The sequence below is a fragment of the Tateyamaria sp. genome, from assembly GCF_059783535.1.
This window is the reverse complement of sequence record NZ_JBYNDP010000007.1, coordinates 21180-43288: the sequence shown is the minus strand read 5'-3', so window position 1 is coordinate 43288 and position 22109 is coordinate 21180. Positions and strand designations below refer to the sequence as shown.

Sequence of the window (22109 nt, the reverse complement as noted above, 5' to 3'; positions counted from 1 at the left end):
CAATTTCATGCCCTGCAGCTTGTAAGCCCACGTGACAACGCAAAAACAATCCCCTCAGTCGCTGCCCATCTACGTGCAGATTGCCGAGCTTTTGACGCGGGATATCATTTCCGGCCGGTTGATTGATGGTGAGCGTTTGCCGCCCGAACGGGATATGGCAGCCGAGCTGGGTGTGAGCGTCGGCACGTTGCGCAAGGCCCTTCGGGACATGGGCCAAAAGGGATTGATCGAGAGCGTTCAGGGGTCCGGCAACTACATCCGGGCCAGCGGGGACACGGGCACCGTCTATGCCATGTTCCGGCTGGAACTGCTGGAGGGGGGTGGTCTGCCACGGGCGCGTGTTCTGTCGGTCGACTTGATGGACAAGCCCGCCGACCTGCCCGATTTCGGGACTGCGGCACGGGGCACGCGCATTCGGCGGCTGCGGTCCCTGAATGACACAATCATCGCCGTGGAAGAGATTTGGCTGGATGCGGATGCGGGAATCGTGTCGGAAGCGACGATGTCCGAATCTCTTTATGCCACGTACCGCAAAGAGCTGGGTCTGTGGATCCAGCGGGCCGAGGACCGGGTGTCGCTTGGCACGGTGCCGGACTGGGCGCCCGACGCCTATGGCCCGCGTCCCGGCGACACGGTCGGGTATGTCGAACGCCTGAGCTGGGCGGACGCAGCGGCACCCATTGAATTTTCACGCACATGGTACGACCCCGCGCGGGCCGTTTATGTGCAACGCATGAAGTGAAGGAACGCAGGTTGGATCAGGTACGCTATGGCATCATCGGATGCGGGATGATGGGGCAGGAACACATGCGCAATATCGCGCTGCTGCCCGATGCGCAGGTCGTCGCATTCTTTGAGCCGGATGCAGGCATGGCGGCGCGGGCTTCGGCCATCACGCCCGAGGCCAAGTCCGTTGGTTCGGTGCAGGAATTGCTGGCCGTTGAGGAGCTGGATTGCCTGCTGATCGTCAGCCCCAATTTCTGCCACGTGGCGCAGATGGAAGAGATCGCGGCCACACGCCCCCTGCCCCTGCTGGTCGAGAAACCGCTGTTTACCGACCCCGAGGACGCCGCAAAGCTGGCCGCGTTCCGCGACAGCTATCCCTGCCCGATCTGGGTGGCGATGGAATATCGCTATATGCCGGTGATTGCCGAATTCCTGGACAAGGCAGGTGATGCAACGGGTGGTATCAAGCAGCTTTCGGTGCGCGAGCATCGCTTTCCCTTCCTTGAAAAGGTTGGCGACTGGAACCGGTTCAATCGCTACACGGGCGGCACCTTTGTCGAGAAGTGCTGCCACTTCTTTGACCTGATGCGGTTGGCGATGGGGGCGGAGCCGGTGCGCGTGATGGCGTCGGCCACGCAGGCGGTGAACCATCTGGACGAAGACTATGGCGGCGAGGTTCCGGATATCATCGACAGCGGCTACGCGATTGTCGATTTCGACAATGGCACGCGTGCGATGCTGGAGTTGTGCATGTTTGCCGAAGGCTCGGCCTATCAGGAAGAGCTGTCCGCCGTGGGTCCCACCGGCAAGATCGAGGCCTTTGTACCCGGTCCGGGACGGTTCTGGCCAGGACATCTGGGCCCGGCCCCGGTGGCAAAGCTGGTGACATCACCGCGTCAGCCGCAGGGGCCGGTGGCGCATGACATCCCCGTTGATCCAACCCTGCTGGAGGCGGGCGATCACAATGGATCGACCTTTTATCAGCACCAGAAATTCGCCGCCGTTGTACGGGGGCAAGGCAAACCAGAGGTTACGTTGGCTGACGGGTGGGCGGCCGTTGCGATGGGCATGGCTGCGCAGGAAAGCGCACGGACTGTTCAGGCTGTTGATCCACGGCGGTGGATGTGAGCGATCCTTCGCCATCCGGCGGGTTTGACTATCCTTGGCAGCAGGCCCATTGCTGGTTGTATCGAAGTCAGCAAAAGGAGCCCTCCCCATGTCCAAAGTCATTCTGATCACCGGGTGTTCCTCCGGTCTGGGCGTCTCCATTGCCGTTCAGGCCGCAAAGGCGGGCCACACGGTCTATGCCACCATGCGCAACCTGTCGAAACGGGCCGTGCTGGATGAGGCCGTCGAAGCGGCGGGCGTGACGTTGCATGTGGCGCAGCTGGATGTGCAGGATAGCGCGTCGATAGCTGCTTGTGTGGATCAGGTCATTGCCGCAGAAGGGCATGTTGATGTGCTGATCAATAATGCCGGTGCCGGATTTGTCCGCTCAACCGAGCAGGCGAGCGAGGCTGACATCAACTGGGTGATGGACGTGAACTTCATGGGCGTCGTACGCTGCACCAAGGCGCTGATTGCCCACTTCCGCGAACGGCGTGCCGGGCATGTGATCACCATATCCTCGGTCGGTGGGCTCGTCGGGCAGCCGTTCAACGAGATTTACTGCGCCGCCAAGTTCGCGGTTGAGGGGTATATGGAGGCGATGGCCTCGTACATTTCGCCTAACTTTGGGATCAACTTCACGGTGGTGGAGCCTGGCGGGATTACGTCGGAGTTTTCGGCCAACGTTATGAAGCAGGTGGAAGAAACTGGGGGGATGCTGGATGACGAGTACCTGCCGATCTTGCAGAAGTACGTAGGCGGCGCGCAGGAGCGGGCCGCGGTTGGTGACATCTACCAGACTGCTGACGAAGTGGCAGCGGTTGTGATGGACTGCGTTGCGTCTGACGCACCGCCCATTCGGACGCGCACGTCAAAATGGGGCGAAGCGTTTTGCGTGTTAAAGACCGACCTCGACCCGGATGGGAAGAAGCTGCAACAGCAGGTGGTGGAAACCTTCCTCAGCTAGCGGTCAGCATGTTTTTGAACGCATGCCATGACGCTTTGGGCGTACGTTCGAGTGTGTCGAAATCGATGTGGACCATGCCGAAGCGCTTTTCATAGCCGAGCGCCCATTCGTAGTTGTCCATGAGTGACCAGGCCATATAGCCCTGCACTGGCACGCCCTTGGCGATGGCGTCGCGGACCGCTTGCAGGTGGCTTTGGAAATAGGCGATGCGGGCATCGTCCTGCACGGTGCCATCGGTGATCACGTCGGCGTTGGCCATGCCGTTTTCGGTCACGAAAAGCGGGAGGTCACCAGTGTAATCGACTGCTGTGCGCACCAGGAAGTCGTGCAGGCCCTGCGGATAGACCTCCCACCCCATTTGCGTCTTTTCGAGCGGCCCTTCGACCCCGTGGTGGTGGGGCCATGGGCCTTCGTTGGGGGCGATGATCGAACGCGTGTAATAGTTGATCCCGGCCCAATCGAGCGGGGCCTTGATGGTGGTCATGTCGTCTTGCCAGCCGCCCGGCAGGTGTGGGCCGAGGTCACGGACAAGGCGGTCAGGATAGGTGCCTTTGAACGCGCCCGAAACGAAGAAGTGGTTGTAGTAATCATCGTAGAGTGCTGCCGCTTCGGCTGCTTCGGGGCCGTCGTCGGCGGGGGTGGCCCATTCCATGTTGAAGACCGCGCCGAGGTTTACGATCCCCATGCCACGCATCCGTTCGATGGACGTGCCGTGGGCCAGCAGCACGTGATGCATGGCGCGGGCGGTAGCGCGGATGTCACGCAGGCCTGGCGCGTGGTGGCCGAGGAAGTGGGACAGGAAGGACACGCACCAGAATTCGTTAATTGTGGCAACAGAGTAGGTGCGGTCGCCGATGCGGGCCATGACGGCTTCGGTGAAATCCCCGAACCAGCTTGCGATGTCGCGGTTGCGCCAGCCGCCAAGGTCAGCGAGGGCTGAGGGCAGTTCCCAGTGGTACAGCGTGGCGCAGGGTTTGAGGTTCCGGTCCAGCATTGCGTCGACCAGCCGGTCGTAGAAATCGAGCCCTTGGGGGTTCACCGTTCGCCCGTCGGGCATCACCCGCGCCCAGCTTGTCGAGAAGCGATAAGCGTCGAAGCCGCCGTCGCGCAGCAGGTCAAGGTCGGCCTCGTACCGGTGGTAGTGATCGCAAGCCCTTGCGCCGTCTTCGGCCCGGACGACGTTGCCGGGGGTCGCGGCGAAGTCATCCCACATGGCGCGGCCCGCGCCGCCATATTGGTGTCCTTCGATCTGGTATGCAGAGGTCGCGGCCCCGAAGAGGAACCCTTCGGGAAAGTCGGAGCGTTTGTGCGTGAACATGATCAGTCCTTGGATGTGCCCGGAGCCGGGCCGGTCGAGGCGCCCGAGACGAACTCGGCCTCCCAGAGCTTGGTGATATGTGGCGCATGCGGTGCACGGATGCGGTCGATGAGCATTTGCGCCAGTGCCGCCCCTGCTGCCCGCACAGAGGATTGCCATGCGGTGAATACAGGCTGGTCGCCGCCATTGCCGAAATAGCTCAGGCAATCGTCGAACGTGGCGATGGACACATCTTGCCCCACCCGTAGACCGCGTTCATCCAACGCGCGGCGGATGCCTGCCGCACAGATGATCGAGGCCGCAAGGAAGGCGGTGGGCGGCTGATCGAGGTCGAGCATCGCGTTGGCTTGCGTATACCCATAGGCTTCGGTCATTTCGCCGGTGCTCATCAGCGCCGGGTCAATGGCAAGACCTGCAAACCGCAGAGAGGACTCGTAGCCCGAGCGGCGACGGATGGCGAAATCCATCGTTTCTTGCCCATTAATCAGCGCGATGCGGCTGTGGCCAAGGCTGGCGAGATAGGATGTCGCCTCGGAAAAGGCGCGGGTGTTGTTTACGTCAAGCCAAGAATAGGGCGTCTTGATCCCAGTGGAGCGACCATGCACGACATACGGCAGGCCGATCTTATCGAGCAGTTCCAAGCGCGGATCGTTGCGGCGCGGCGCGTGCACGACGATGCCATCCACGGCGCCACGGGCCTTGAGGCTGCGATAAGTGTCTGCCTCGTCCTGTGCGCCGACGCGCGTGACCATCATGTCGTAGCCGTGGGCCGAATAGGTCTCCCCAGCCCCGGCCATGAAGTCACCGAAGATTGGGTTCACCATCTCGGCCGAATCACTGACGGAAATCACGTGCCCGATGCACTTGGAATGACCAGTGGCGAGGCCTTGGGCACGGGTATTCGGGCTATAGGCATGCGCCTGCGCGGCCTGAACTACGCGGGCACGGGTTTTTTCCGACACCTCGGGATAGCCGTTCAGCGCCCGGCTGACCGTGGTCTGGCTCAGACCCAGCAAAGATGACAGTTCCTTAAGATTCACAGGCGGATTCGTTCCAAAGCGCTTTAGATATGACGACGCTAACGGCTGGTTGCGCTAACGTCAAAACATCTCGTACCTCCCGTCTAGCGTGTTAAACTATTTTGCATCGAGGGCCGGACAGCGTTTGACAGAACGTGAAAATTCGGCAACGTTCACGACATCCAAAGCGCTTTGACAAATGTGAAAGCGGGCATGAACTGGTCAATCAGCATGTTGGATTTGAACAAGAATGGGAGGACGACCAGAATGACAACGAAACTTCTGGCCAGCGCCGCGGCGTTGGCTATCACGGCTGCCACAGCACATGCAGACGGCCATTTGGCCTTTGCACCGGGCGAAGGCCCGTTCAGCTGGGAGAGCTATGACGAATGGGCCGAAGGGGCCCCTGACCTGAGCGGTCAGACCATCACCGTGTTCGGCCCTTGGCTGACGCCTGAGGATGGATATCTGAACAACGCTCTGGCCTATTTCGAGGCCGCCACAGGCGCCGATGTGATCTACACCGGGTCCGACAGTTTCGAACAGCAGATCGTGATCGATGCCGAGGCCGGTTCGGCCCCGAACATTGCCGTGTTCCCGCAGCCTGGTCTTGCCGCCGTGATGGCGGGCAAAGGCCAACTGCACCCCCTGCCCGAAGGCATGGGTGACTGGGTCAAGGAAAACTACGCCGCCGGTCAGTCCTGGGTTGATCTGGGCACCTATGCGGATGCCGATGGCAACGACCAGGTGTTTGGCTTTTTCTACAACGTGAACGTCAAGTCGCTGGTTTGGTATAATCCCGAGAACTTCGAGGATGCAGGTTATGACATCCCGGAGTCGATGGAAGACCTCAAGGCGCTGACCGAACAAATCGTTGCAGACGGTGAAACGCCGTGGTGTATCGGTCTGGGTTCCGGCGCCGCGACGGGCTGGCCCGCGACCGACTGGGTCGAGGACATGATGCTGCGCACCGTATCGCCAGACGTTTATGACCAGTGGACCACCAACGAGATCCCGTTTGACGACGAGCGTGTCGTGGCCGCAATCGAGGAGTTCGGCTGGTTTGCCCGTGACGACGCCAAGGTCGCCGGTGGTGCCGGTGCAGTTGCATCGACCGACTTCCGTGACTCGCCCAAAGGCCTCTTCACCTCGCCACCGCAGTGCTACATGCACCGCCAGGCATCGTTTGTTCCCGCCTTCTTCCCTGAGGACGTAGAATTCGGTGTCGACACCAACTTCTTCTACTTCCCCAGCTATGCCGAGAAGGATCTGGGCGACCCGGTTCTGGGTGGCGGTACTCTGATGGCGATCACCAACCCATCTGATGGCGCAAATGCCCTGATGGAGTTCTTCCAGGAGCCAATCAGCCACGAGATCATGATGGCGCAAACCGGCTTCCTCACGCCGCACAATGGTGTGAACCTGGACGCCTACAAGGACGACACGCTGCGTGCGCTGGGCGAAGTTCTGCTGGGCGCGACCACATTCCGCTTTGACGGGTCGGACCTGATGCCTGGTGGCGTTGGCGCCGGTACGTTCTGGACCGGGATGGTTGACTATGCAGGTGGCAAGGACGCCGCAGCTGTCGCTGGTGAAATCCAGTCCAGCTGGGACGCGCTGAAGTAAGCCCAAACCACTCACAAGACCGACCAGTCCGTGCATCTGCGGGCTGGTCAACCAAACCGGCCAACGCCGGTCGCGAGAAACCCGCACCATAATCGGGCCTCGCCATAGGGAGGAAGCCTCATGAACCCTGCACTGTTGGGACTGATAACCATTGCACTCGGCGTGGGTGGATGTGTTCTGTATTTCTGGGGATCGAACCAGATCCTCGACAAGGTGATCTTTCCGGCCAAGGGACCGCAGGCCGGGCAGAACATCAATCGGGCCAATCAAGTGCGCCCGTGGCTCTTCCTTTTTCCTGCCATTTTCGCATTGGGCCTGTATCTGGCCTACCCCGTTTTCGAGACATTGCGCCTGTCGCTGACCGACCGTGATGTGGGCGGCGCCTTTGTTGGTCTTGCCAATTACAACCAGATGATGGCCGAGCCCAAATTCTGGGAAGCACTGCGCAACAACCTTTTGTGGCTGATCGTTGTGCCTGCCGCCTCGACCGCCTTTGGCTTGCTCGCCGCGCAGCTGACTGACCGCATCAAGTGGGGGTCTGCCGCCAAATCGCTGATCTTCATGCCGATGGCGATTTCCTTTGTAGGTGCCGGTGTGATCTTCAAACTGGTCTACGAGGCACGGCCCGCTGACCAGAACCAGATTGGCGTCCTAAACTCTGTCTGGCTGCAGTTTGAGGGCGGCATCGGGTCGTTCCTGTTCCTCCAGCTTCTCCCCGCCATCATGCTTTTGTCCTTCGCCGCGATTGTCGCCTATGTCGGCTGGATTTTCGTACGCCCGATCGCTGAGAGCAAACAGCGTGGCGGAGGGGCCGGATACGTGCCGCTGCGCCTTTTCGTCGGTGTTGCCGCGCTCTACCTTGTGTATTTGTCGCTGTCGTCGCTGATCGGAGTCTTCACCTTCAGTTACCCCTACGGCCAACCGCAGACTTGGCTGACCATTCCGTTCTGGAACAGCTTCCTTTTGATGGTGGTGCTGATCTGGATCCAGACCGGCTTTGCCATGGTTATCCTGTCGGCCGCCCTGCGCGGCATTCCGGAAGAGACAGTGGAGGCTGCCATCATCGATGGTGCCAACCCGTTCCAGATATTCTTCAAGATCAAGGTGCCCCAAATCATGGGCACCATCGTTGTGGTCTGGACCACCATCACTATCGTCGTTCTCAAGGTCTTTGACATCGTGTTCGCGATGACCAACGGCCAGTGGGAGACGCAGGTTCTGGCCAACTACATGTACGACAAGATGTTCCGCGCCAATGATTGGGGCGTGGGATCGGCATCGGCCATCATCATCATGCTGCTCGTGACGCCGATCCTTGTCTGGAATGTCTACAACGCCCGTAAGGAGATGAAATAATGGACAATATTGCAGGTTCCAAATCGTCCCTGGGCTGGGCCGTCAACATCTCGGTCGTACTGCTTGTCGCTCTTTGGGTGTTCCCGACATTCGGTCTTTTGGTTTCGTCCTTCCGGACCGCTGATCAGATCGTAGGGTCTGGCTGGTGGGCATCGTTGTTCCCGTCGGAACAAACTGACCGCTACCGGGCAGCGGACCCTGACGACAACCGAGTGGAGCGCGGCGACCTGTTCGTGGTTGAGGGCAATTTCTTCGGCGACGATGGTGCGCCGGGCGAAATTCAAAGCTGGGGCACGTCATCCCGAGCTGTTGATGCCTATCAGGCAGGTGACGTGGCTGACCTGGGCGATGGTGAGACTTTCTCGGTCGATGCCGACGGCAACTATGTCTGGTCCGGCAATGACGAGCAGATCAGTGGCCGTGGGCAGCGTGCATTTGTCACCGCCGTGTCGCCACCCGAGTTCACGACCGGGAACTACGTGAACATTATGACGAGCGGGGATTCCAACGACAACATGGCCAAGGCGTTCTTCAACACGCTGACCGTGACGATCCCAGCGACCATCATCCCCATCGTTGTGGCTGCTTTTGCCGCCTATGCACTGGCGTGGATGGACTTTCCGGGCCGGGCAATCCTGATTGCATGTGTCGTGGGCCTGCTCGTGGTGCCGCTGCAACTGGCGCTGATCCCGCTGCTAAAACTGCATGTCGGGATTGGCATCGGCAAAGGGTATCTGGGCGTCTGGCTTGCCCATACCGGCTTTGGCCTTCCACTCGCGATATACCTCTTGCGAAACTACATGGTTGGCCTGCCGCGTGACATCATCGAAAACGCCAAGGTGGACGGCGCGACGGATTTCCAGATCTTCACCAAGATCATCCTCCCACTGTCGTTCCCCGCCTTGGCGTCCTTTGCAATCTTCCAGTTCCTATGGACCTGGAACGACCTGCTGGTGGCCAAGGTGTTCCTGATTGATGCCACGGGTCAAACGACAGTGATGACAGACCAGATCGTCAACTTGCTGGGCACCCGTGGGGGCAATTGGGAAATCCTTGCGACGGCGGCGTTCGTGTCGATTGCAGTGCCGCTGTGCGTTTTCTTTGCAATGCAGAAGTACCTGGTGCGCGGTCTGCTGGCCGGGTCGGTGAAATAGGATCTAGTGGATGAACAAGAAAGCGGAATTCGACATGGCTCGGACTCTTGTGGCGGACAAGGACTGGTGGCGCGGGGCGGTGATCTACCAGATCTATCCGCGCAGCTTCCAGGACAGCAATGGCGACGGCATCGGTGATCTGAACGGGATCACCAGCCGCTTGCCCTATGTTGCGTCGCTTGGGGTTGATGCGATCTGGATTTCGCCTTTCTTTACATCTCCGATGAAAGACTTCGGGTATGATGTCAGTGACTATCGCGGCGTCGACCCGATGTTCGGCACGCTGGCGGATTTCGATGCACTGGTTGAGACGGCCCATGCCTTGGGTCTGCGGGTGATGATCGACTTGGTTTTGTCCCACACCTCGGACCAACACCCGTGGTTTGCACAAAGCCACGTAGATCGCACCAACGACAAAGCTGACTGGTATGTCTGGTCTGATCCCAAGCCGGACGGCACGCCCCCCAACAACTGGCTGTCGATCTTTGGTGGTCCCGCCTGGACGTGGGAGCCGCGGCGCGAGCAGTATTACCTGCACAACTTCCTATCGACGCAGCCGGACCTGAACTTCCACAACGCGGATGTGCAGGATGCGTTGTTGGACGTAACCCGCTTTTGGTTGGATCGCGGTGTGGATGGGTTCCGTCTGGACACAATCAACTTCTACTATGCAGACAAGGAATTGCGCGACAATCCGGCCCTGCCGCCCGAACAGCGCAACGCGACCATCGCGCCGTCGGTGAACCCGTATAACCACCAGGAACACCTCTATTCCAAAAACCAGGTCGAGAACCTGGAGTTCTTGGCGCGCTTCAGGTCGCTGCTGGACGAGTATCCCGGCGCGGCTGCCGTGGGCGAAGTGGGCGACGCGCAGCGAGGGCTTGAGATCATGGGCCAGTACACGGCGGGCGATGAGCGCGTGCAGATGTGCTATGCCTTTGAATTCCTCGCTAAGGACCCACTGACAGCTGCCCGTGTGGTCGATGTCCTGAACAAGGTGGACGAGGTTGCCACTGATGGCTGGGCTTGCTGGGCGTTTTCGAACCACGACGTCATTCGCCATGCCAGCCGCTGGAACCTTTCGCATGCCGCCATGCGGGCCTATGCGACACTGATCCTGTGCCTGCGCGGCTCTGTCTGCCTGTATCAGGGCGAGGAACTGGGGCTGCCAGAAGCGGACGTGGCTTTCGAAGACCTGCAAGACCCTTACGGCATTGAGTTCTGGCCGGAGTTCAAGGGCCGCGACGGATGCCGCACACCAATCGTTTGGGAACCGTCGAACAGCCATGGCGGGTTTACCACGGGCGAGCCGTGGCTGCCCGTCAGCCGCGAGCATCTGCACAATGCCGTCACGACACAGGAAAACGACCCAACCGCCCTACTGCACCACTACCGCAAGGCCATCGCCCTACGTCACGCCCACAAGGCGTTGTCGAAGGGTGCGCATGACGGGGTCAAGGCGACTGGCGACGTCGTACACTTCACCCGTTCGTATGACGGGCAGGTGATCTTTTGCGCCGTGAACCTGAGCGACGAACCGGCCACGCTGGACCTGCCCGATGGGGCATGGGTCACCATCGGGTCAGAACTGGGCAGCACCGCCCCCAGCCCCGATGGGCATGTCCATCTGGGCGCGTGGCAGGTGGCGCTGGCCTTGAAGACATAAACGAGGAGAACGGGGCCCGGGCCACCGGGCACCCGAAGGGAGGGACCAAATATGGCCGACTTGAAACTGACAGATGTCGAAAAGACATATGGCGGCACGGTCAACGTGCTCAACAACATCAACCTCGATATCCAGAAGGGCGAGTTGATTGTCTTTGTCGGCCCGTCGGGGTGCGGCAAGTCCACGCTGCTGCGTATGATCGCGGGTCTGGAAAAGATCACTGGCGGTACACTTGAGATCGACGGGACCGTCGTCAACGACGTGCCCCCCGCCCAGCGCGGCATCGCCATGGTGTTCCAATCCTACGCGCTTTATCCGCATATGACAGTACGGGACAACATGACCTTTGCCCTGAAACTGGCAAAGAAGCCTCAGTCGGAAATTGATGAGGCCGTGAACCGCGCCGCGCGCATCCTGCAACTTGAGCCCTATCTGGACCGACTGCCAAAGGCCCTCTCCGGTGGTCAGCGTCAGCGGGTCGCTATCGGCCGCTCCATTGTGCGCGACCCCAAGGTCTACCTGTTCGACGAGCCGCTTTCGAACCTGGACGCTGCCCTGCGTGTCGCCACGCGGATCGAGATTGCCCAGCTCAAAGAATCAATGCCTGACAGCACGATGATCTACGTGACCCACGACCAGGTCGAAGCGATGACTCTGGCCAGTCGTATCGTGGTTCTTGCGAACAAAGGGATTGCGCAGGTTGGATCGCCGCTTGAACTTTATGAACGGCCCGAAAACGAATTTGTTGCGCAATTCATTGGCTCACCATCAATGAATCTGTTGCCTGGCGAAATCATCGAAACCGGTGAGCAAACGAAGGTTCAGATGAAAGGCGGCGGCGTGATCACCTCTGCCGTACCAACTCAGGATGGCGACAAGGGCCTGCAAGTGAATGTCGGTGTGCGGCCCGAGGACATGGTCGAAACCGATGGCGATGCCGTGTTCGAAGGCACTGTTGATTTCACCGAAGCCTTGGGCGAAGTCACCATCCTGTACTTCCACGCAGAAGAAGGCGAACAGGCAGTGTTGGCCAAGATGCCTGGTATCCACAAGGACCTGCGCGGCAAGTCCGTCAAAGTGACCGCTGCGCCAGAGAAGGTTCAACTCTTCTCGAACGGCCAATCGCTTTACTATCGCTAAGGATTTGGGCGCCTCCGCGCCCTACCCCTGATCAAACAGGGCCGCGGACCGATCCAGCAGCAACTGCCCGATGATCGGTCCGGCTGCGGCCCCAATTCCCCGCGCATTCCCACCAATCTGCCCGGCTGCCGTCACCGGCGGGATCAGTCCGCGCATATCCTTGGTCGCAAGTGCTGCACGCGTCATGTCGACCAGCCGCTCTCTTATGCCGCTGGGCATCGCGCCATCAATAACCACAGCTTCGACATCTATCACAGCGCAGGACGCAACGCTGGCCAATGCCAACGCGTCGGCCGCTTGCTCAAGCCATGGTTGGACGAAGGGTTCGAGATGGGTCCAGTCTTGCGGTTGGTTCCACAATTGGCGAGGGTCTTGCCCCGCCTCGATCAGGCGCAATTCAAGCGTGCGGATTGAGGCAAGGTCGATCAGATGTGCTGGCCTGCCTTGCAAGTCCGCCACTGGCATTGTGCCGAAAGCGCCGGCATTCTTCTGATTGCCCTCGAACACGGCATGATCCAACACCACGCCCCCACCGACAAAGGCGCCAAGGAAAAAGTAGATGTAGTCGCGATATTCCCGACCGATGCCAAACACGTGTTCCGCGCGGCACGCAGCAGTGGCGTCGTTGACCATGCCAACGGGCAGGTCAGTAATACGGCCCACTTCGGCCACGAAGTCGGCGTCCTTCCACGCGGCAAACTCCTCGGCCGGGGCGTCGAGCAATTCATGCCAGTTCCAAAGCTCAAACGGAGCTGCGATACCGACACCGCACAAGCGCGCGCGCATGTGGTCGTCCATAGCACCCATCAACGCGGTAAACCCATCGCGCAGAAAACCAAAAACGGTGTGGGGCAAAGGATAGTCATAGGTGTCGCGCAATTGATGCCGAACCTCGCCCAGTGCATCCAGCACCAGCAAGTCCGCACTGCGCCGCCCGATCTTGAGGCCAATCGAGAACACACCGTCCGGGTTCAGCAGATAGGGCACGGATGGTTTGCCCACCTTGCCCTTGACCGGATCGCCCTTGGTCAGCAGCCCATCCTGTTCGAGCTTCCGCAGGATGACCGAAGCCGTCTGGGACGACAGCCCGGTGCGGCGCGCAATATCGCTACCTGGCAGCCCACCATTGCGCTGCAAGATCGACAAGATCAGCCGTTCATTATAGGCGCGCACGCCGGTCTGGTTGATACCGCCGGACAGCTTGCGCACGTGGTCCAAAGTCATCAGACCTATTCCTCCCCCGTTTATGCTACGCTGGGCTATTAATAAATCAAGTTGATTTATAAATTGACAGGATCACAGAATCGCGCTTCCCTTAGGGCAGTCGTGACGCGCACAGCGCTGGTCCGGCATTATTCTGGGAGGATATCATGAAGAAATTTCTACTTGGCACAGCCTGTGCCCTGACCACTATGGCGGGCGCGGCATTTGCAGACGGCCATGCCGTGTCTGCCTGCCTGATTACCAAGACGGACACCAACCCGTTCTTCGTCAAGATGCGCGAAGGTGCGGCAGCCAAGGCGGAAGAGCTTGGCGTCAACCTCAGCTCGTTCGCGGGCAAAGTGGATGGTGACCACGAAACGCAGGTGCAAGCGATCGAGACCTGCATCGCCAACGGTGCGAAGGGTATCCTTCTGACGGCCTCCGACACTGCCAGCATTGTACCGGTGGTGCAGCAGGCACGGGATGCAGGCCTGCTGGTTATCGCACTCGACACGCCGCTCGAACCCATTGACGCCGCTGACATGACATTCGCCACCGACAACTTCCTCGCAGGCGAACTGATTGGCGCATGGGCTGCCGCCACCCTTGGGGACGCAGCCGCAGACGCGAAGATCGGGATGCTTGACCTTGCCATCAGCCAGCCCACCGTGGGCGTGCTGCGCGATCAGGGTTTCCTGACTGGTTTCGGCATCGACATTGGCGATCCGAACAAATGGGGTGACGAAACCGATGGCCGTATCGTTGGCAACGACGTCACTGCAGGCAACGAAGAAGGCGGTCGCCGCGCGATGGAAAACCTGCTGGCCAAGGACCCGTTCATCAACGTGGTTTACACGATCAACGAACCTGCTGCTGCAGGAGCTTATGAAGCGCTGAAAGCCATCGGCCGCGAAAACGACGTGTTGATTGTGTCCGTCGATGGCGGCTGCCCCGGCGTGCAGAACGTGGCTGACGGTGTGATCGGCGCAACCTCGCAGCAATACCCGCTGCTAATGGCGTCCCTTGGGATCGAGGCAATTGCCGCATGGGCCAAGGACGGCACGAAGCCTGCCGCCACCGAAGGCAAGGCGTTCTTTGACACCGGCGTGGCCCTGGTCACCGACAAGCCTGCCGATGGGGTCGAGAGCATCTCGGTCGCGGAAGGCAAGGACCTTTGCTGGGGCTGATCCGCGGCCGCGGATCAGATTGTGGAGCGCCGGTGCCTGATCGGCCTCCCCATACCACCGAAAACTAAGCTACACTTGGGGCGGGCAAGTCGCCTGCCCCATTTCATTGCCTGACATCGGGACCACCCATGACCCAATCGGACAATTACGAAGCCGCAGCCTCCTCTGCTGACGCAACGGTCGCAGAGTTCGAGGATCATCGTCGTGGCCTTGTCGGACGCGTGCAGCACACGTTGCACCAGACACCGTCGCTGGTGCCGCTCATCGTGCTGATCTTTTCCGTTGCACTGTTTGGCATCCTTCTGGGATCGCGCTTTTTCTCGCCCTTTGCGCTGACACTGATCCTGCAACAGGTGCAGATCGTGGGGGTTCTGGCCGCGGCGCAAACCTTGATTATCCTGACGGCAGGCATCGACCTGAGCGTCGGTGCCATAGCCGTTCTGTGCACCGTCGTTATGGGAAAAGCATCCTTCCAATACGGGATCCCACCCGCTGTGTCCGTCGCCATCGGCCTTATGGTCGGCACGGCACTTGGGGCCATCAGTGGCTGGCTGGTCAGCCGTATGAAACTGCCACCCTTCATCGTTACGCTGGGCATGTGGCAGATCGTGCTGGCGGCAAACTATCTGTATTCTGCCAATGAAACCATTCGGTCGCAGGACATCGAGGCAGAGGCATCCTTTCTTCAGTTCCTCGGCACCAAGATTCAGTTTGGCGGTGCGACGTTCACACTTGGAGTGCTGGGTATGATCGCCCTGTTCATCGGGCTGGCCTATGCCTTGCGATCTACGGCGTGGGGGCGGCATGTCTACGCTGTCGGGGATGACCCCGAGGCGGCGGAACTGTCGGGCGTGGATGTCCACAAGACCTACATGTCCGTCTACATGGCCGCCGGCTTCATCTGCGCGCTTGCGGGTTGGGTGATGATCGGGCGGTTCGGGTCAATCTCTCCTTCCGCAACGACTGGGGTGATCGGCAACATCCAATCCATCACCGCCGTGGTGATTGGCGGCATCTCTCTCTTTGGCGGGCGTGGAAGTATCGCAGGCGCGCTCTTCGGTGCGCTCATCGTGGGCGTGTTCGAACTGGGCCTGCGCATGGCCGGGGCGGACCCCCAATGGACCTTTATGCTGATCGGTATGCTGATCATCGCGGCTGTGGCTGTGGACCAATGGATTAGAAAGGTGGCGGCATGACCGAGCCCATTCTCAAGGCCCGCAATCTCGTCAAACGCTATGGCAAGGTCACGGCGCTCGATCACGCCGACTTTGACCTGATGCCCGGTGAAATCCTGGCGGTCATTGGCGACAACGGGGCGGGCAAATCCTCGATGATCAAGGCGGTGTCGGGGGCGATTGCCCCGGATGAAGGACAGGTCTGGCTGGATGGGCGCGAGGTCAATTTCCGCTCTCCCATCGAAGCACGCCAGCACGGGATCGAAACCGTGTATCAGCAGCTTGCCATGTCCCCGGCCCTGTCGATTGCCGACAACATGTTCATGGGGCGCGAACTGCGCAAACCCGGGATCATGGGCAAGGTGTTTCGCCAACTCGACAAGCCAGCCATGCAGAAATTCGCCCGTGAAAAGCTGAGCGAGTTGGGGCTGGCCACGATCCAGAACATCAACCAGGCGGTCGAAAGCCTGTCTGGCGGTCAGCGTCAAGGTGTGGCCGTAGCCCGGGCTGCTGCCTTTGGCTCCAAGGTGGTGATCCTTGATGAACCGACGGCGGCGTTGGGTGTTAAGGAAAGCCGCAAGGTGCTGGAACTGATCCTGGATGTGCGGTCACGGGGCATCCCGATCATTCTGATCAGCCACAACATGCCGCACGTGTTCGAAGTGGCCGACCGCATCCATGTGCACCGCCTGGGCAAGCGTCTGTGCGTGATCGACCCCAAAGATCATTCGATGGCCGACGCCGTGGCCTACATGACCGGCGCGGCGGTTCCGGAGATGGCAGCCTGAGATGACGCTTGATCAGATCTGCGCGCAGATCCTCGCTCGCCCACCGACGCCACACAGGCGGTTGGTTGCAGTGGCGGGACCACCTGCCAGCGGCAAAAGCACATTGGCCGAAGATATTGCCGCCGCCCTGCGCACGCAGGGCGAGACGGCAAGCGTTGTGCCCATGGACGGCTTTCACCTGGACGATAGACTGCTTGAGGTGGATGGCACCCAGAACCGCAAAGGTGCCCCGCATACCTTTGATGCTGACGGTTTCGTCCGGTTGATCATGGCGCTGCAATCGCAGGAACCTGTCGTATTTCCGGTTTTCGACCGAGATCGCGAGATCGCCATCGCCGGGGCTGGTCGCGTGCCAGCCGCCTGCAAAACAGTTGTTGTCGAGGGCAACTATTTGCTGCTCGACAGCCCGCCATGGGCCGGGTTGCGCGACAAATGGGCATTCTCGATTGCCCTGCATCCACCCGTCGAGCTTCTGGTCGACCGGCTCAAGGCCCGTTGGACTGAACATGGTAAACCGGATGCGCAGGCATGGATTGACACCAATGACATGCCGAATATCACCACGGTTCTAACGCAGTCGGCCCCTGCCGATGTTACACTATCGGAGACACCTACATGATCCTCTGCGCAGGCGAGGCCCTGATCGACATGATCCCGAATGCTGAAGGCGCCTATGTGCCACATGTCGGCGGCGCGGTTCTGAACACGGCTGTCGCCTTGGGCCGCCTGGGCGAGCCTATCGGACTGATCACCGGCCTTTCGTCGGACCCGTTCGGCGCGATGATCGAGGATCACCTGACCGCCAGCCATGTGTCCACAGACCACGCCGTGCGCAGCGACCGCAACACGACGCTGGCGTTCGTGCATCTGGACCAGGGCAATGCCACCTACACGTTCTACGACGACAAAACCGCGACGCGGAGTATCCAACCTGTTGATATTGATGCTGTCCCCGCGGGGACAGAGGCGTTGTTCTTCGGCGGCATCTCCCTTTGCAACCCGCCGGTCGCCGATACCCTGCTGGACTTGGCCCTGTCTCAACCCGCTGATCGGTTGGTGATGACGGACCCGAACATCCGCCCCGGTTTTGTCTCGGATCAGGATGGATATCGCGCCCGGCTGACCAGACTGATTGGGCGGGTCGATATCGTGAAACTGTCGGATGACGACATCGGCTGGCTGATCCCCGACGGCGATCTGAACGCCAAGGCGCAGGCTATTCTGGGCATGGGGCCGAAATTGCTTCTGTTGACCGAAGGAGGCGATGGGGCAACGGCACATCTGTCAAATGGCATACAGGTGCGCGTCGCCGCAGAACAAGCGCAAGTGGTCGATACCGTTGGCGCGGGCGACACGTTCAATGCAGGTTGCCTTGCTGCCCTGCGCCGCGCTGGCGTGTTGTCGCCTTCCGCGATTGCAGCACTGGACGAAGGCACGCTGACCGATATGCTGACCCTCGCCGCCCGCGCTGCCGCCATCACCGTCTCCCGCGCCGGGGCAAACCCGCCTTGGCAAACCGAACTGGACTGATCCCATGAAACGATCCCGCGTGAATGACATCCTGGCCGAAGGGGCCGAATTCTTTACCAAGCACGGCTGGACGGTACCGCCCTTTGGCGGCTGGACCCCGGACGAAATGCGCAGTGACAAGGCTGCCCATATCCGCGATCGCGGACTGGGCTGGGACATCACGGACTACGGACAGGGTCGCTTTGACGAGATGGGCCTGTTCCTGTTCACCATGCGCAATGGTGATCTGACTGAAATGGGCCAGCAGGGCGCGATGCTTTACGCCGAAAAGCTGATGATTTCGCGCCGGGACCAGCTGTCACCGATGCATCGCCATGTGCTGAAGACCGAAGACATCATCAACCGCGGTGGCGCCACCTTGGTGCTGGAGCTTTTCACTTGCGATGCCGAGGGACAGATGGACCGCAAGGCGAACGTGCAGGTGCTGACGGACGGCGTGCCAGTCACGTTGCCTGCCGGTGGGCATTTGAAGTTGCCTGTGGGTGCGTCGGTGACGCTGACCCCCACGACTTGGCACGCGTTCTGGGGTGAGGGCGGCGATTGCCTGATCCACGAAGTGTCGACGGTAAATGACGATTTGACCGACAACATCTTTGCCGAACCGATTGGGCGATTTTCGGACATCGAAGAGGATGTGGCCCCGACCCACCTACTGGTCAGCGACTACTAGCTTTCGCCAAGGCCGCATCAGCACCCGGTTTAAGCCGCGCAACAGCATCGGCTTTGACCGGACCAAAACCGCGAAACTCCAGCGGAGCGCCCAGGAATACACGGGCGGCGTCTGGGTCAGCGATATCGTGGCTGAGGCGTTCGAGGCCCGAGACATACCATTCGATCAGTGCCCGCTCCTCGCGCCGTTCTGCTGTGTAGCCAAACGGGTCGAACGCGGTGCCTCGAAGACGTTTGCCTTTTGCCAGCGCAACCAACGCGCGTGCCATCCATGGCCCAAAGCGGCGCTTTACCGGGCGGCCGCGTGCGTCCGTTTTCCATGACAGGACAGGTGGGGCGAGGTGGTGGTGCACTTTGAAATCTCCCTCGAACTGCTCTGACAGGCTTTCAGCAAACCCCGTTTGGGTGTGCAGTCGGGCGACCTCGTACTCATCCTTGTACGCCATCAGCTTGTAGAGAGACTTGGCGGCAAGGCTCTGACTTTCACGGTCAAATCCGGCGGTATACCGGGCCAGCGTGTCCCGGTAGCGCTGCGCATAGCTCTCATCCTGGTAGGCCACCAACAACGCGGCGCGATGCGCGATGATCTCATCCACGGTTTGTGGCACCGGCGGATGGTTGGGGACCGCGAGGATTGACGGATCATGCACCCATACGCGCCCCATCTCAAAGGCGCGCGTGTTCTTATCCACGGCAACGCCATTGAGATGAATGGCCTGTTTCAAGGCCATCTCGCTGACCGGAACGAGGCCCTTTTGCCACGCCATCCCCAGCAGCATGACGTTGGCAAACACGCTGTCCCCCAGCATGCGTTCGGCCAGCGCATTCGCGTCACAGGTGGTCAGGTTATCCGCACCGATCACCCCCGCAATCGCCGCTTCACGGTCATCGACGCGCAGGCTTGCATCGCGGTGCAGCACCAGATCGCCAGTTGGCATTTCAGCCCGGTTCAGCACCATGCGGGTGCCTGGGTGATAGTGGGCGGATGCCTTGGGCGCGGACGACACCACGATGTCACACCCGATGACCGCATCCGCCGCAGCCTCTTCGATGCGCAATTGGTTCAACGCATCCGGTGTTGCCGCAAGCCGGATATAGCTGAGAACGGTGCCGAATTTCTGCGCAAAGCCGGTGAAGTCGAGCACGGAAGCACCGCGCCCCTCAAGATGCGCTGCCATGGTGATGAGCGCGCCAACGGTCACAACACCCGTTCCACCCACGCCAGTGACCAGTAGGTCAAAGGGATTGCCCAGCTTCGGGAGGGTCGGTGTGGGGATGGCTTCGAGGGCAGCATCCACATCGAAAGCGACAGCCTTGGGTGCTTTCCGCGTCGCGCCTTCGACCGTGACGAAGCTGGGGCAGAACCCGTTGAGGCAGGACATGTCCACATTGCAGGTCGATTGGTTGATGCGCCTCTTGCGCCCCAAAGGCGTTTCCAGCGGCTCCACGCTCAGGCAATTACTTTCGACCGAACAATCGCCGCACCCCTCGCAGACCTCGGGGTTGATCACGGCAAAGGTCGACACAGGCGGTAAGCCCCCCCGCTTGCGGCGGCGGCGTTTTTCAGTGGCGCACGTCTGTTCATAGATCAGAACGGTGACCCCCGGCACCTCGCGGAGCTCGCGCTGTACGGTGTCCAGCGCTCGCCGGTCATCAAAGCTGGTGCCCGGGGGAAAGTCGGACCGTAAAAACTTGGCAATGTCGTCGGACACCAATGCAATCCGGTCAACACCCTCTGCCCGACTGGACCATGCAATCGCCGCAGCACTGACCGGGCCGTCAACCGGCTGCCCGCCCGTCATGGCCACGGCATCGTTGTAGAGTACCTTGTAGGTGATGTTCGTCCCCGCGGCGACGGCCTGCCGGATCGCCAACGACCCGGAGTGATACCACGTCCCTTCGCCAAGGTTCTGGAAGATGTGTTTGCCTCCGTTGAACTTCGAGGCAGCAGCCCAGGGCACACCCTCGCCCCCCATTTGCGCGTAGCCGCCCGTCTCCCGGTCCATCCAGGACGCCATGACATGGCAGCCAATACCCGACGCAGCCTTGGACCCCTCAGGCACTTTGGTCGACGTGTTGTGCGGGCAGCCCGAGCAGAAATATGGGGTGCGCGTGGCCCCTTCGACATTCAGCATCTTGGGAGGCGTTTGTAGAGCCTTGGCGCATGCGGGCAGGTCCAGATCCGGGACAAATGGGTGCAAACGCTTGGCGATCAGGGGGGCAAGCAGTTTGGGGCTCAGCTCCCCGGTCCACGGAACCAGGGGCGCGCCCGTTTCATCATGCTTACCAACCATACGCTCTGGTATGTCACGCGGCAGATCGTAGAATGCTTCCTTGAACTGGCTTTCGATGATCCCTCGCTTCTCCTCGATCACCATGACCTCGCGCTTGCCCCGGACAAAGGCGCGAGCGTCGCGCAGGGCCAGCGGCCAGACCATGCCAATCTTGTAGATGTCAATGCCTCGAGCACGGCACGTCGCTTCATCGAGGCCCAGCAGGCGCAGCGCCTCCATCAGATCCAGATGAGCTTTGCCGGTGGTCACAAAGCCGAAAGGCGCGTTGGGGACATCATAGATGCGGTGATCAATAGGGTTGGCCTCAGCAAAGGCCTGCACCGCGTCCAGCTTGTGCCCGATGCGCACCTCGATCTCGGGGCTTGGCAGATCAGACGGGCGGATATGCAGCCCACCGGGCGGCGCAACATAGTCCGGTTGAGCAAAGATTGGATCAGGCGGTAAGACCACCGACGCCCCGCTTTCTACGGTTTCGGAAATGGCCTTGAACCCAACCCAAGTCCCCGAAAAGCGGCTGAGCGTAAAGCCCCATGCGCCGAAGGTCAGATACTCGGCCACCGAGGCCGGATTCAGCGTGGGCATAAACCACGTCATGAAGGCGACGTCGGATTGGTGCGGCATGGAGGATGAGACACAGCCATGGTCGTCTCCTGCCACAACCAAGACCCCACCCAAGGGCGACGATCCATAGGCGTTGCCATGTTTCAGCGCATCCCCGGACCGGTCCACCCCCGGTCCCTTGCCATACCACATGGAAAAGATGCCATCGTGTTTGCAATCGGGGTCCAGTATGGCCTGTTGCGCACCAAGGACTGCCGTCGCCCCGAGGTCTTCGTTCACGGCGGGCATAAAGGTGATGCCCGCCGCATCCGTTCGCTGCTGTGCCCGCCAAAGCTCCAAATCGAAGCCACCCAATGGCGACCCGCGATAGCCCGAGATGAAGCCAGCCGTGTTGCGCCCCGCTGCGCGATCCCGTCGCGCCTGATCCAACATGATGCGCAGCAGAGCTTGCGTTCCAGTCAGGAACACGCGTCCTTCTATTCGATCATAGCGGTCGTTGAGAGCATAGGTATCAAAGCGATGGCGTGGGTCCGACATGTGCGGCCTCCTTTCCATCAGTATCGGGGGTCTTGCGTGGGAAAGGATTTCAGTTTCTCGGCCAGCGGGCTAATATGTGAAAAATC

Annotated in this window: 18 protein-coding genes; 14 read left to right on the top strand and 4 right to left on the bottom strand. The window is 60.4% G+C overall.

Annotated elements, in window-relative coordinates; all coding sequences use genetic code 11:
• Window positions 1–31 precede the first annotated feature (31 nt).
• The 3 genes from AC6RA8_RS02875 to AC6RA8_RS02865 all read left to right on the top strand — a co-directional run bounded on the left by AC6RA8_RS02875 (window position 32) and on the right by AC6RA8_RS02865 (window position 2800).
• Window positions 32–742 carry a GntR family transcriptional regulator gene (locus AC6RA8_RS02875; protein ID WP_500350622.1) on the top strand — a complete coding sequence of 237 codons (711 nt, stop codon included), beginning with the start codon at window positions 32–34 and terminating at the stop codon, window positions 740–742.
• Entirely contained in the window at window positions 697–1854 is a 1158-nt protein-coding gene (locus AC6RA8_RS02870) for a Gfo/Idh/MocA family protein (RefSeq protein ID WP_500350621.1), read from the top strand. The genes AC6RA8_RS02875 and AC6RA8_RS02870 overlap by 46 nt, the downstream gene beginning before the upstream one ends.
• Window positions 1855–1942: 88 nt before the next feature.
• Window positions 1943–2800 carry an SDR family oxidoreductase gene (locus AC6RA8_RS02865; RefSeq protein WP_500350620.1) on the top strand — a complete coding sequence of 286 codons (858 nt, stop codon included), beginning with the start codon at window positions 1943–1945 and terminating at the stop codon, window positions 2798–2800.
• Here the strand turns inward: AC6RA8_RS02865 and AC6RA8_RS02860 are convergent.
• A complete protein-coding gene (locus AC6RA8_RS02860; RefSeq protein WP_500350619.1) occupies window positions 2793–4118 on the bottom strand; it encodes a GH1 family beta-glucosidase in 1326 nt (441 codons plus the stop codon). The two genes, AC6RA8_RS02865 and AC6RA8_RS02860, sit on opposite strands and share 8 nt — an antisense overlap.
• Window positions 4119–4120: 2 nt before the next feature.
• On the bottom strand, window positions 4121–5158 hold the full coding sequence (locus tag AC6RA8_RS02855) for a LacI family DNA-binding transcriptional regulator (protein WP_500350618.1): 1038 nt from the start codon (window positions 5156–5158) through the stop codon (window positions 4121–4123).
• Between the two features lie 246 nt (window positions 5159–5404).
• Between AC6RA8_RS02855 and AC6RA8_RS02850 the strand changes: the two genes are divergently transcribed.
• From AC6RA8_RS02850 to AC6RA8_RS02830, 5 genes are all read left to right on the top strand, one after another.
• Window positions 5405–6763 carry an ABC transporter substrate-binding protein gene (locus AC6RA8_RS02850; RefSeq protein WP_500350617.1) on the top strand — a complete coding sequence of 453 codons (1359 nt, stop codon included), beginning with the start codon at window positions 5405–5407 and terminating at the stop codon, window positions 6761–6763.
• 120 nt (window positions 6764–6883) lie between these two features.
• The gene (locus AC6RA8_RS02845) at window positions 6884–8119 is read left to right on the top strand and encodes a carbohydrate ABC transporter permease (RefSeq protein WP_500350616.1); all 1236 of its coding nucleotides are present in this window, start codon (window positions 6884–6886) and stop codon (window positions 8117–8119) included.
• Window positions 8119–9273 carry a carbohydrate ABC transporter permease gene (locus AC6RA8_RS02840; RefSeq protein ID WP_500350615.1) on the top strand — a complete coding sequence of 385 codons (1155 nt, stop codon included), beginning with the start codon at window positions 8119–8121 and terminating at the stop codon, window positions 9271–9273. Before AC6RA8_RS02845 ends, AC6RA8_RS02840 begins: the two co-directional genes overlap by 1 nt.
• 10 nt (window positions 9274–9283) lie before the next feature.
• Window positions 9284–10939 (top strand): alpha-amylase family glycosyl hydrolase, encoded by a 1656-nt coding sequence (locus tag AC6RA8_RS02835; protein ID WP_500350614.1) that lies wholly within the window; start codon window positions 9284–9286, stop codon window positions 10937–10939.
• 51 nt (window positions 10940–10990) lie between these two features.
• Complete coding sequence (locus AC6RA8_RS02830) at window positions 10991–12079, top strand: ABC transporter ATP-binding protein (protein ID WP_500350613.1); 1089 nt, start codon at window positions 10991–10993, stop codon at window positions 12077–12079.
• Between the two features lie 21 nt (window positions 12080–12100).
• Here the strand turns inward: AC6RA8_RS02830 and AC6RA8_RS02825 are convergent, their stop codons facing one another.
• Complete coding sequence (locus AC6RA8_RS02825; protein WP_500350612.1) at window positions 12101–13303, bottom strand: ROK family transcriptional regulator; 1203 nt, start codon at window positions 13301–13303, stop codon at window positions 12101–12103.
• A gap of 146 nt (window positions 13304–13449) precedes the next feature.
• Here AC6RA8_RS02825 and AC6RA8_RS02820 point away from each other — a divergent pair, with 146 nt between their 5' ends.
• The 6 genes from AC6RA8_RS02820 (at window position 13450) to AC6RA8_RS02795 (ending at window position 18632) form a co-directional block, all read left to right on the top strand.
• On the top strand, window positions 13450–14469 hold the full coding sequence (locus AC6RA8_RS02820; RefSeq protein ID WP_500350611.1) for a sugar ABC transporter substrate-binding protein: 1020 nt from the start codon (window positions 13450–13452) through the stop codon (window positions 14467–14469).
• A gap of 128 nt (window positions 14470–14597) precedes the next feature.
• Window positions 14598–15665, top strand: a complete 1068-nt coding sequence (locus AC6RA8_RS02815; protein ID WP_500350610.1) for an ABC transporter permease — start codon at window positions 14598–14600, stop codon at window positions 15663–15665.
• Complete coding sequence (locus tag AC6RA8_RS02810; RefSeq protein ID WP_189370161.1) at window positions 15662–16432, top strand: ATP-binding cassette domain-containing protein; 771 nt, start codon at window positions 15662–15664, stop codon at window positions 16430–16432. Before AC6RA8_RS02815 ends, AC6RA8_RS02810 begins: the two co-directional genes overlap by 4 nt.
• A 1-nt stretch (window position 16433) precedes the next feature.
• Window positions 16434–17051, top strand: coding sequence for a nucleoside/nucleotide kinase family protein (locus tag AC6RA8_RS02805; protein WP_500350609.1), 618 nt, complete (start codon window positions 16434–16436; stop codon window positions 17049–17051).
• A complete protein-coding gene (locus tag AC6RA8_RS02800; RefSeq protein ID WP_500350608.1) occupies window positions 17048–17962 on the top strand; it encodes a carbohydrate kinase family protein in 915 nt (304 codons plus the stop codon). The genes AC6RA8_RS02805 and AC6RA8_RS02800 overlap by 4 nt, the downstream gene beginning before the upstream one ends.
• Window positions 17963–17966: 4 nt before the next feature.
• Window positions 17967–18632: a D-lyxose/D-mannose family sugar isomerase gene (locus tag AC6RA8_RS02795; RefSeq protein WP_500350607.1), complete on the top strand. Its 666-nt coding sequence runs from the start codon at window positions 17967–17969 to the stop codon at window positions 18630–18632.
• Here AC6RA8_RS02795 and AC6RA8_RS02790 read toward each other — a convergent pair.
• Window positions 18619–22023, bottom strand: a complete 3405-nt coding sequence (locus AC6RA8_RS02790; RefSeq protein WP_500350606.1) for an indolepyruvate ferredoxin oxidoreductase family protein — start codon at window positions 22021–22023, stop codon at window positions 18619–18621. The two genes, AC6RA8_RS02795 and AC6RA8_RS02790, sit on opposite strands and share 14 nt — an antisense overlap.
• Window positions 22024–22109 lie beyond the last annotated feature (86 nt).

What these genes read in the sequence shown, in the direction of transcription:
- AC6RA8_RS02820 (WP_500350611.1), top strand. Translation starts at nt 13,450, where the DNA reads ATGAAGAAATTTCTACTTGGCACAGCCTGTGCCCTGACCACTATGGCG.
- AC6RA8_RS02815 (WP_500350610.1), top strand. Translation starts at nt 14,598, where the DNA reads ATGACCCAATCGGACAATTACGAAGCCGCAGCCTCCTCTGCTGACGCA.
- AC6RA8_RS02845 (WP_500350616.1), top strand. Translation starts at nt 6,884, where the DNA reads ATGAACCCTGCACTGTTGGGACTGATAACCATTGCACTCGGCGTGGGT.
- AC6RA8_RS02805 (WP_500350609.1), top strand. Translation starts at nt 16,434, where the DNA reads ATGACGCTTGATCAGATCTGCGCGCAGATCCTCGCTCGCCCACCGACG.
- AC6RA8_RS02825 (WP_500350612.1), bottom strand. Translation starts at nt 13,303, where the DNA reads ATGACTTTGGACCACGTGCGCAAGCTGTCCGGCGGTATCAACCAGACC.
- AC6RA8_RS02830 (WP_500350613.1), top strand. Translation starts at nt 10,991, where the DNA reads ATGGCCGACTTGAAACTGACAGATGTCGAAAAGACATATGGCGGCACG.
- AC6RA8_RS02835 (WP_500350614.1), top strand. Translation starts at nt 9,284, where the DNA reads ATGAACAAGAAAGCGGAATTCGACATGGCTCGGACTCTTGTGGCGGAC.
- AC6RA8_RS02870 (WP_500350621.1), top strand. Translation starts at nt 697, where the DNA reads ATGGTACGACCCCGCGCGGGCCGTTTATGTGCAACGCATGAAGTGAAG.
- AC6RA8_RS02790 (WP_500350606.1), bottom strand. Translation starts at nt 22,023, where the DNA reads ATGTCGGACCCACGCCATCGCTTTGATACCTATGCTCTCAACGACCGC.
- AC6RA8_RS02840 (WP_500350615.1), top strand. Translation starts at nt 8,119, where the DNA reads ATGGACAATATTGCAGGTTCCAAATCGTCCCTGGGCTGGGCCGTCAAC.
- AC6RA8_RS02865 (WP_500350620.1), top strand. Translation starts at nt 1,943, where the DNA reads ATGTCCAAAGTCATTCTGATCACCGGGTGTTCCTCCGGTCTGGGCGTC.
- AC6RA8_RS02795 (WP_500350607.1), top strand. Translation starts at nt 17,967, where the DNA reads ATGAAACGATCCCGCGTGAATGACATCCTGGCCGAAGGGGCCGAATTC.
- AC6RA8_RS02860 (WP_500350619.1), bottom strand. Translation starts at nt 4,118, where the DNA reads ATGTTCACGCACAAACGCTCCGACTTTCCCGAAGGGTTCCTCTTCGGG.
- AC6RA8_RS02810 (WP_189370161.1), top strand. Translation starts at nt 15,662, where the DNA reads ATGACCGAGCCCATTCTCAAGGCCCGCAATCTCGTCAAACGCTATGGC.
- AC6RA8_RS02850 (WP_500350617.1), top strand. Translation starts at nt 5,405, where the DNA reads ATGACAACGAAACTTCTGGCCAGCGCCGCGGCGTTGGCTATCACGGCT.
- AC6RA8_RS02800 (WP_500350608.1), top strand. Translation starts at nt 17,048, where the DNA reads ATGATCCTCTGCGCAGGCGAGGCCCTGATCGACATGATCCCGAATGCT.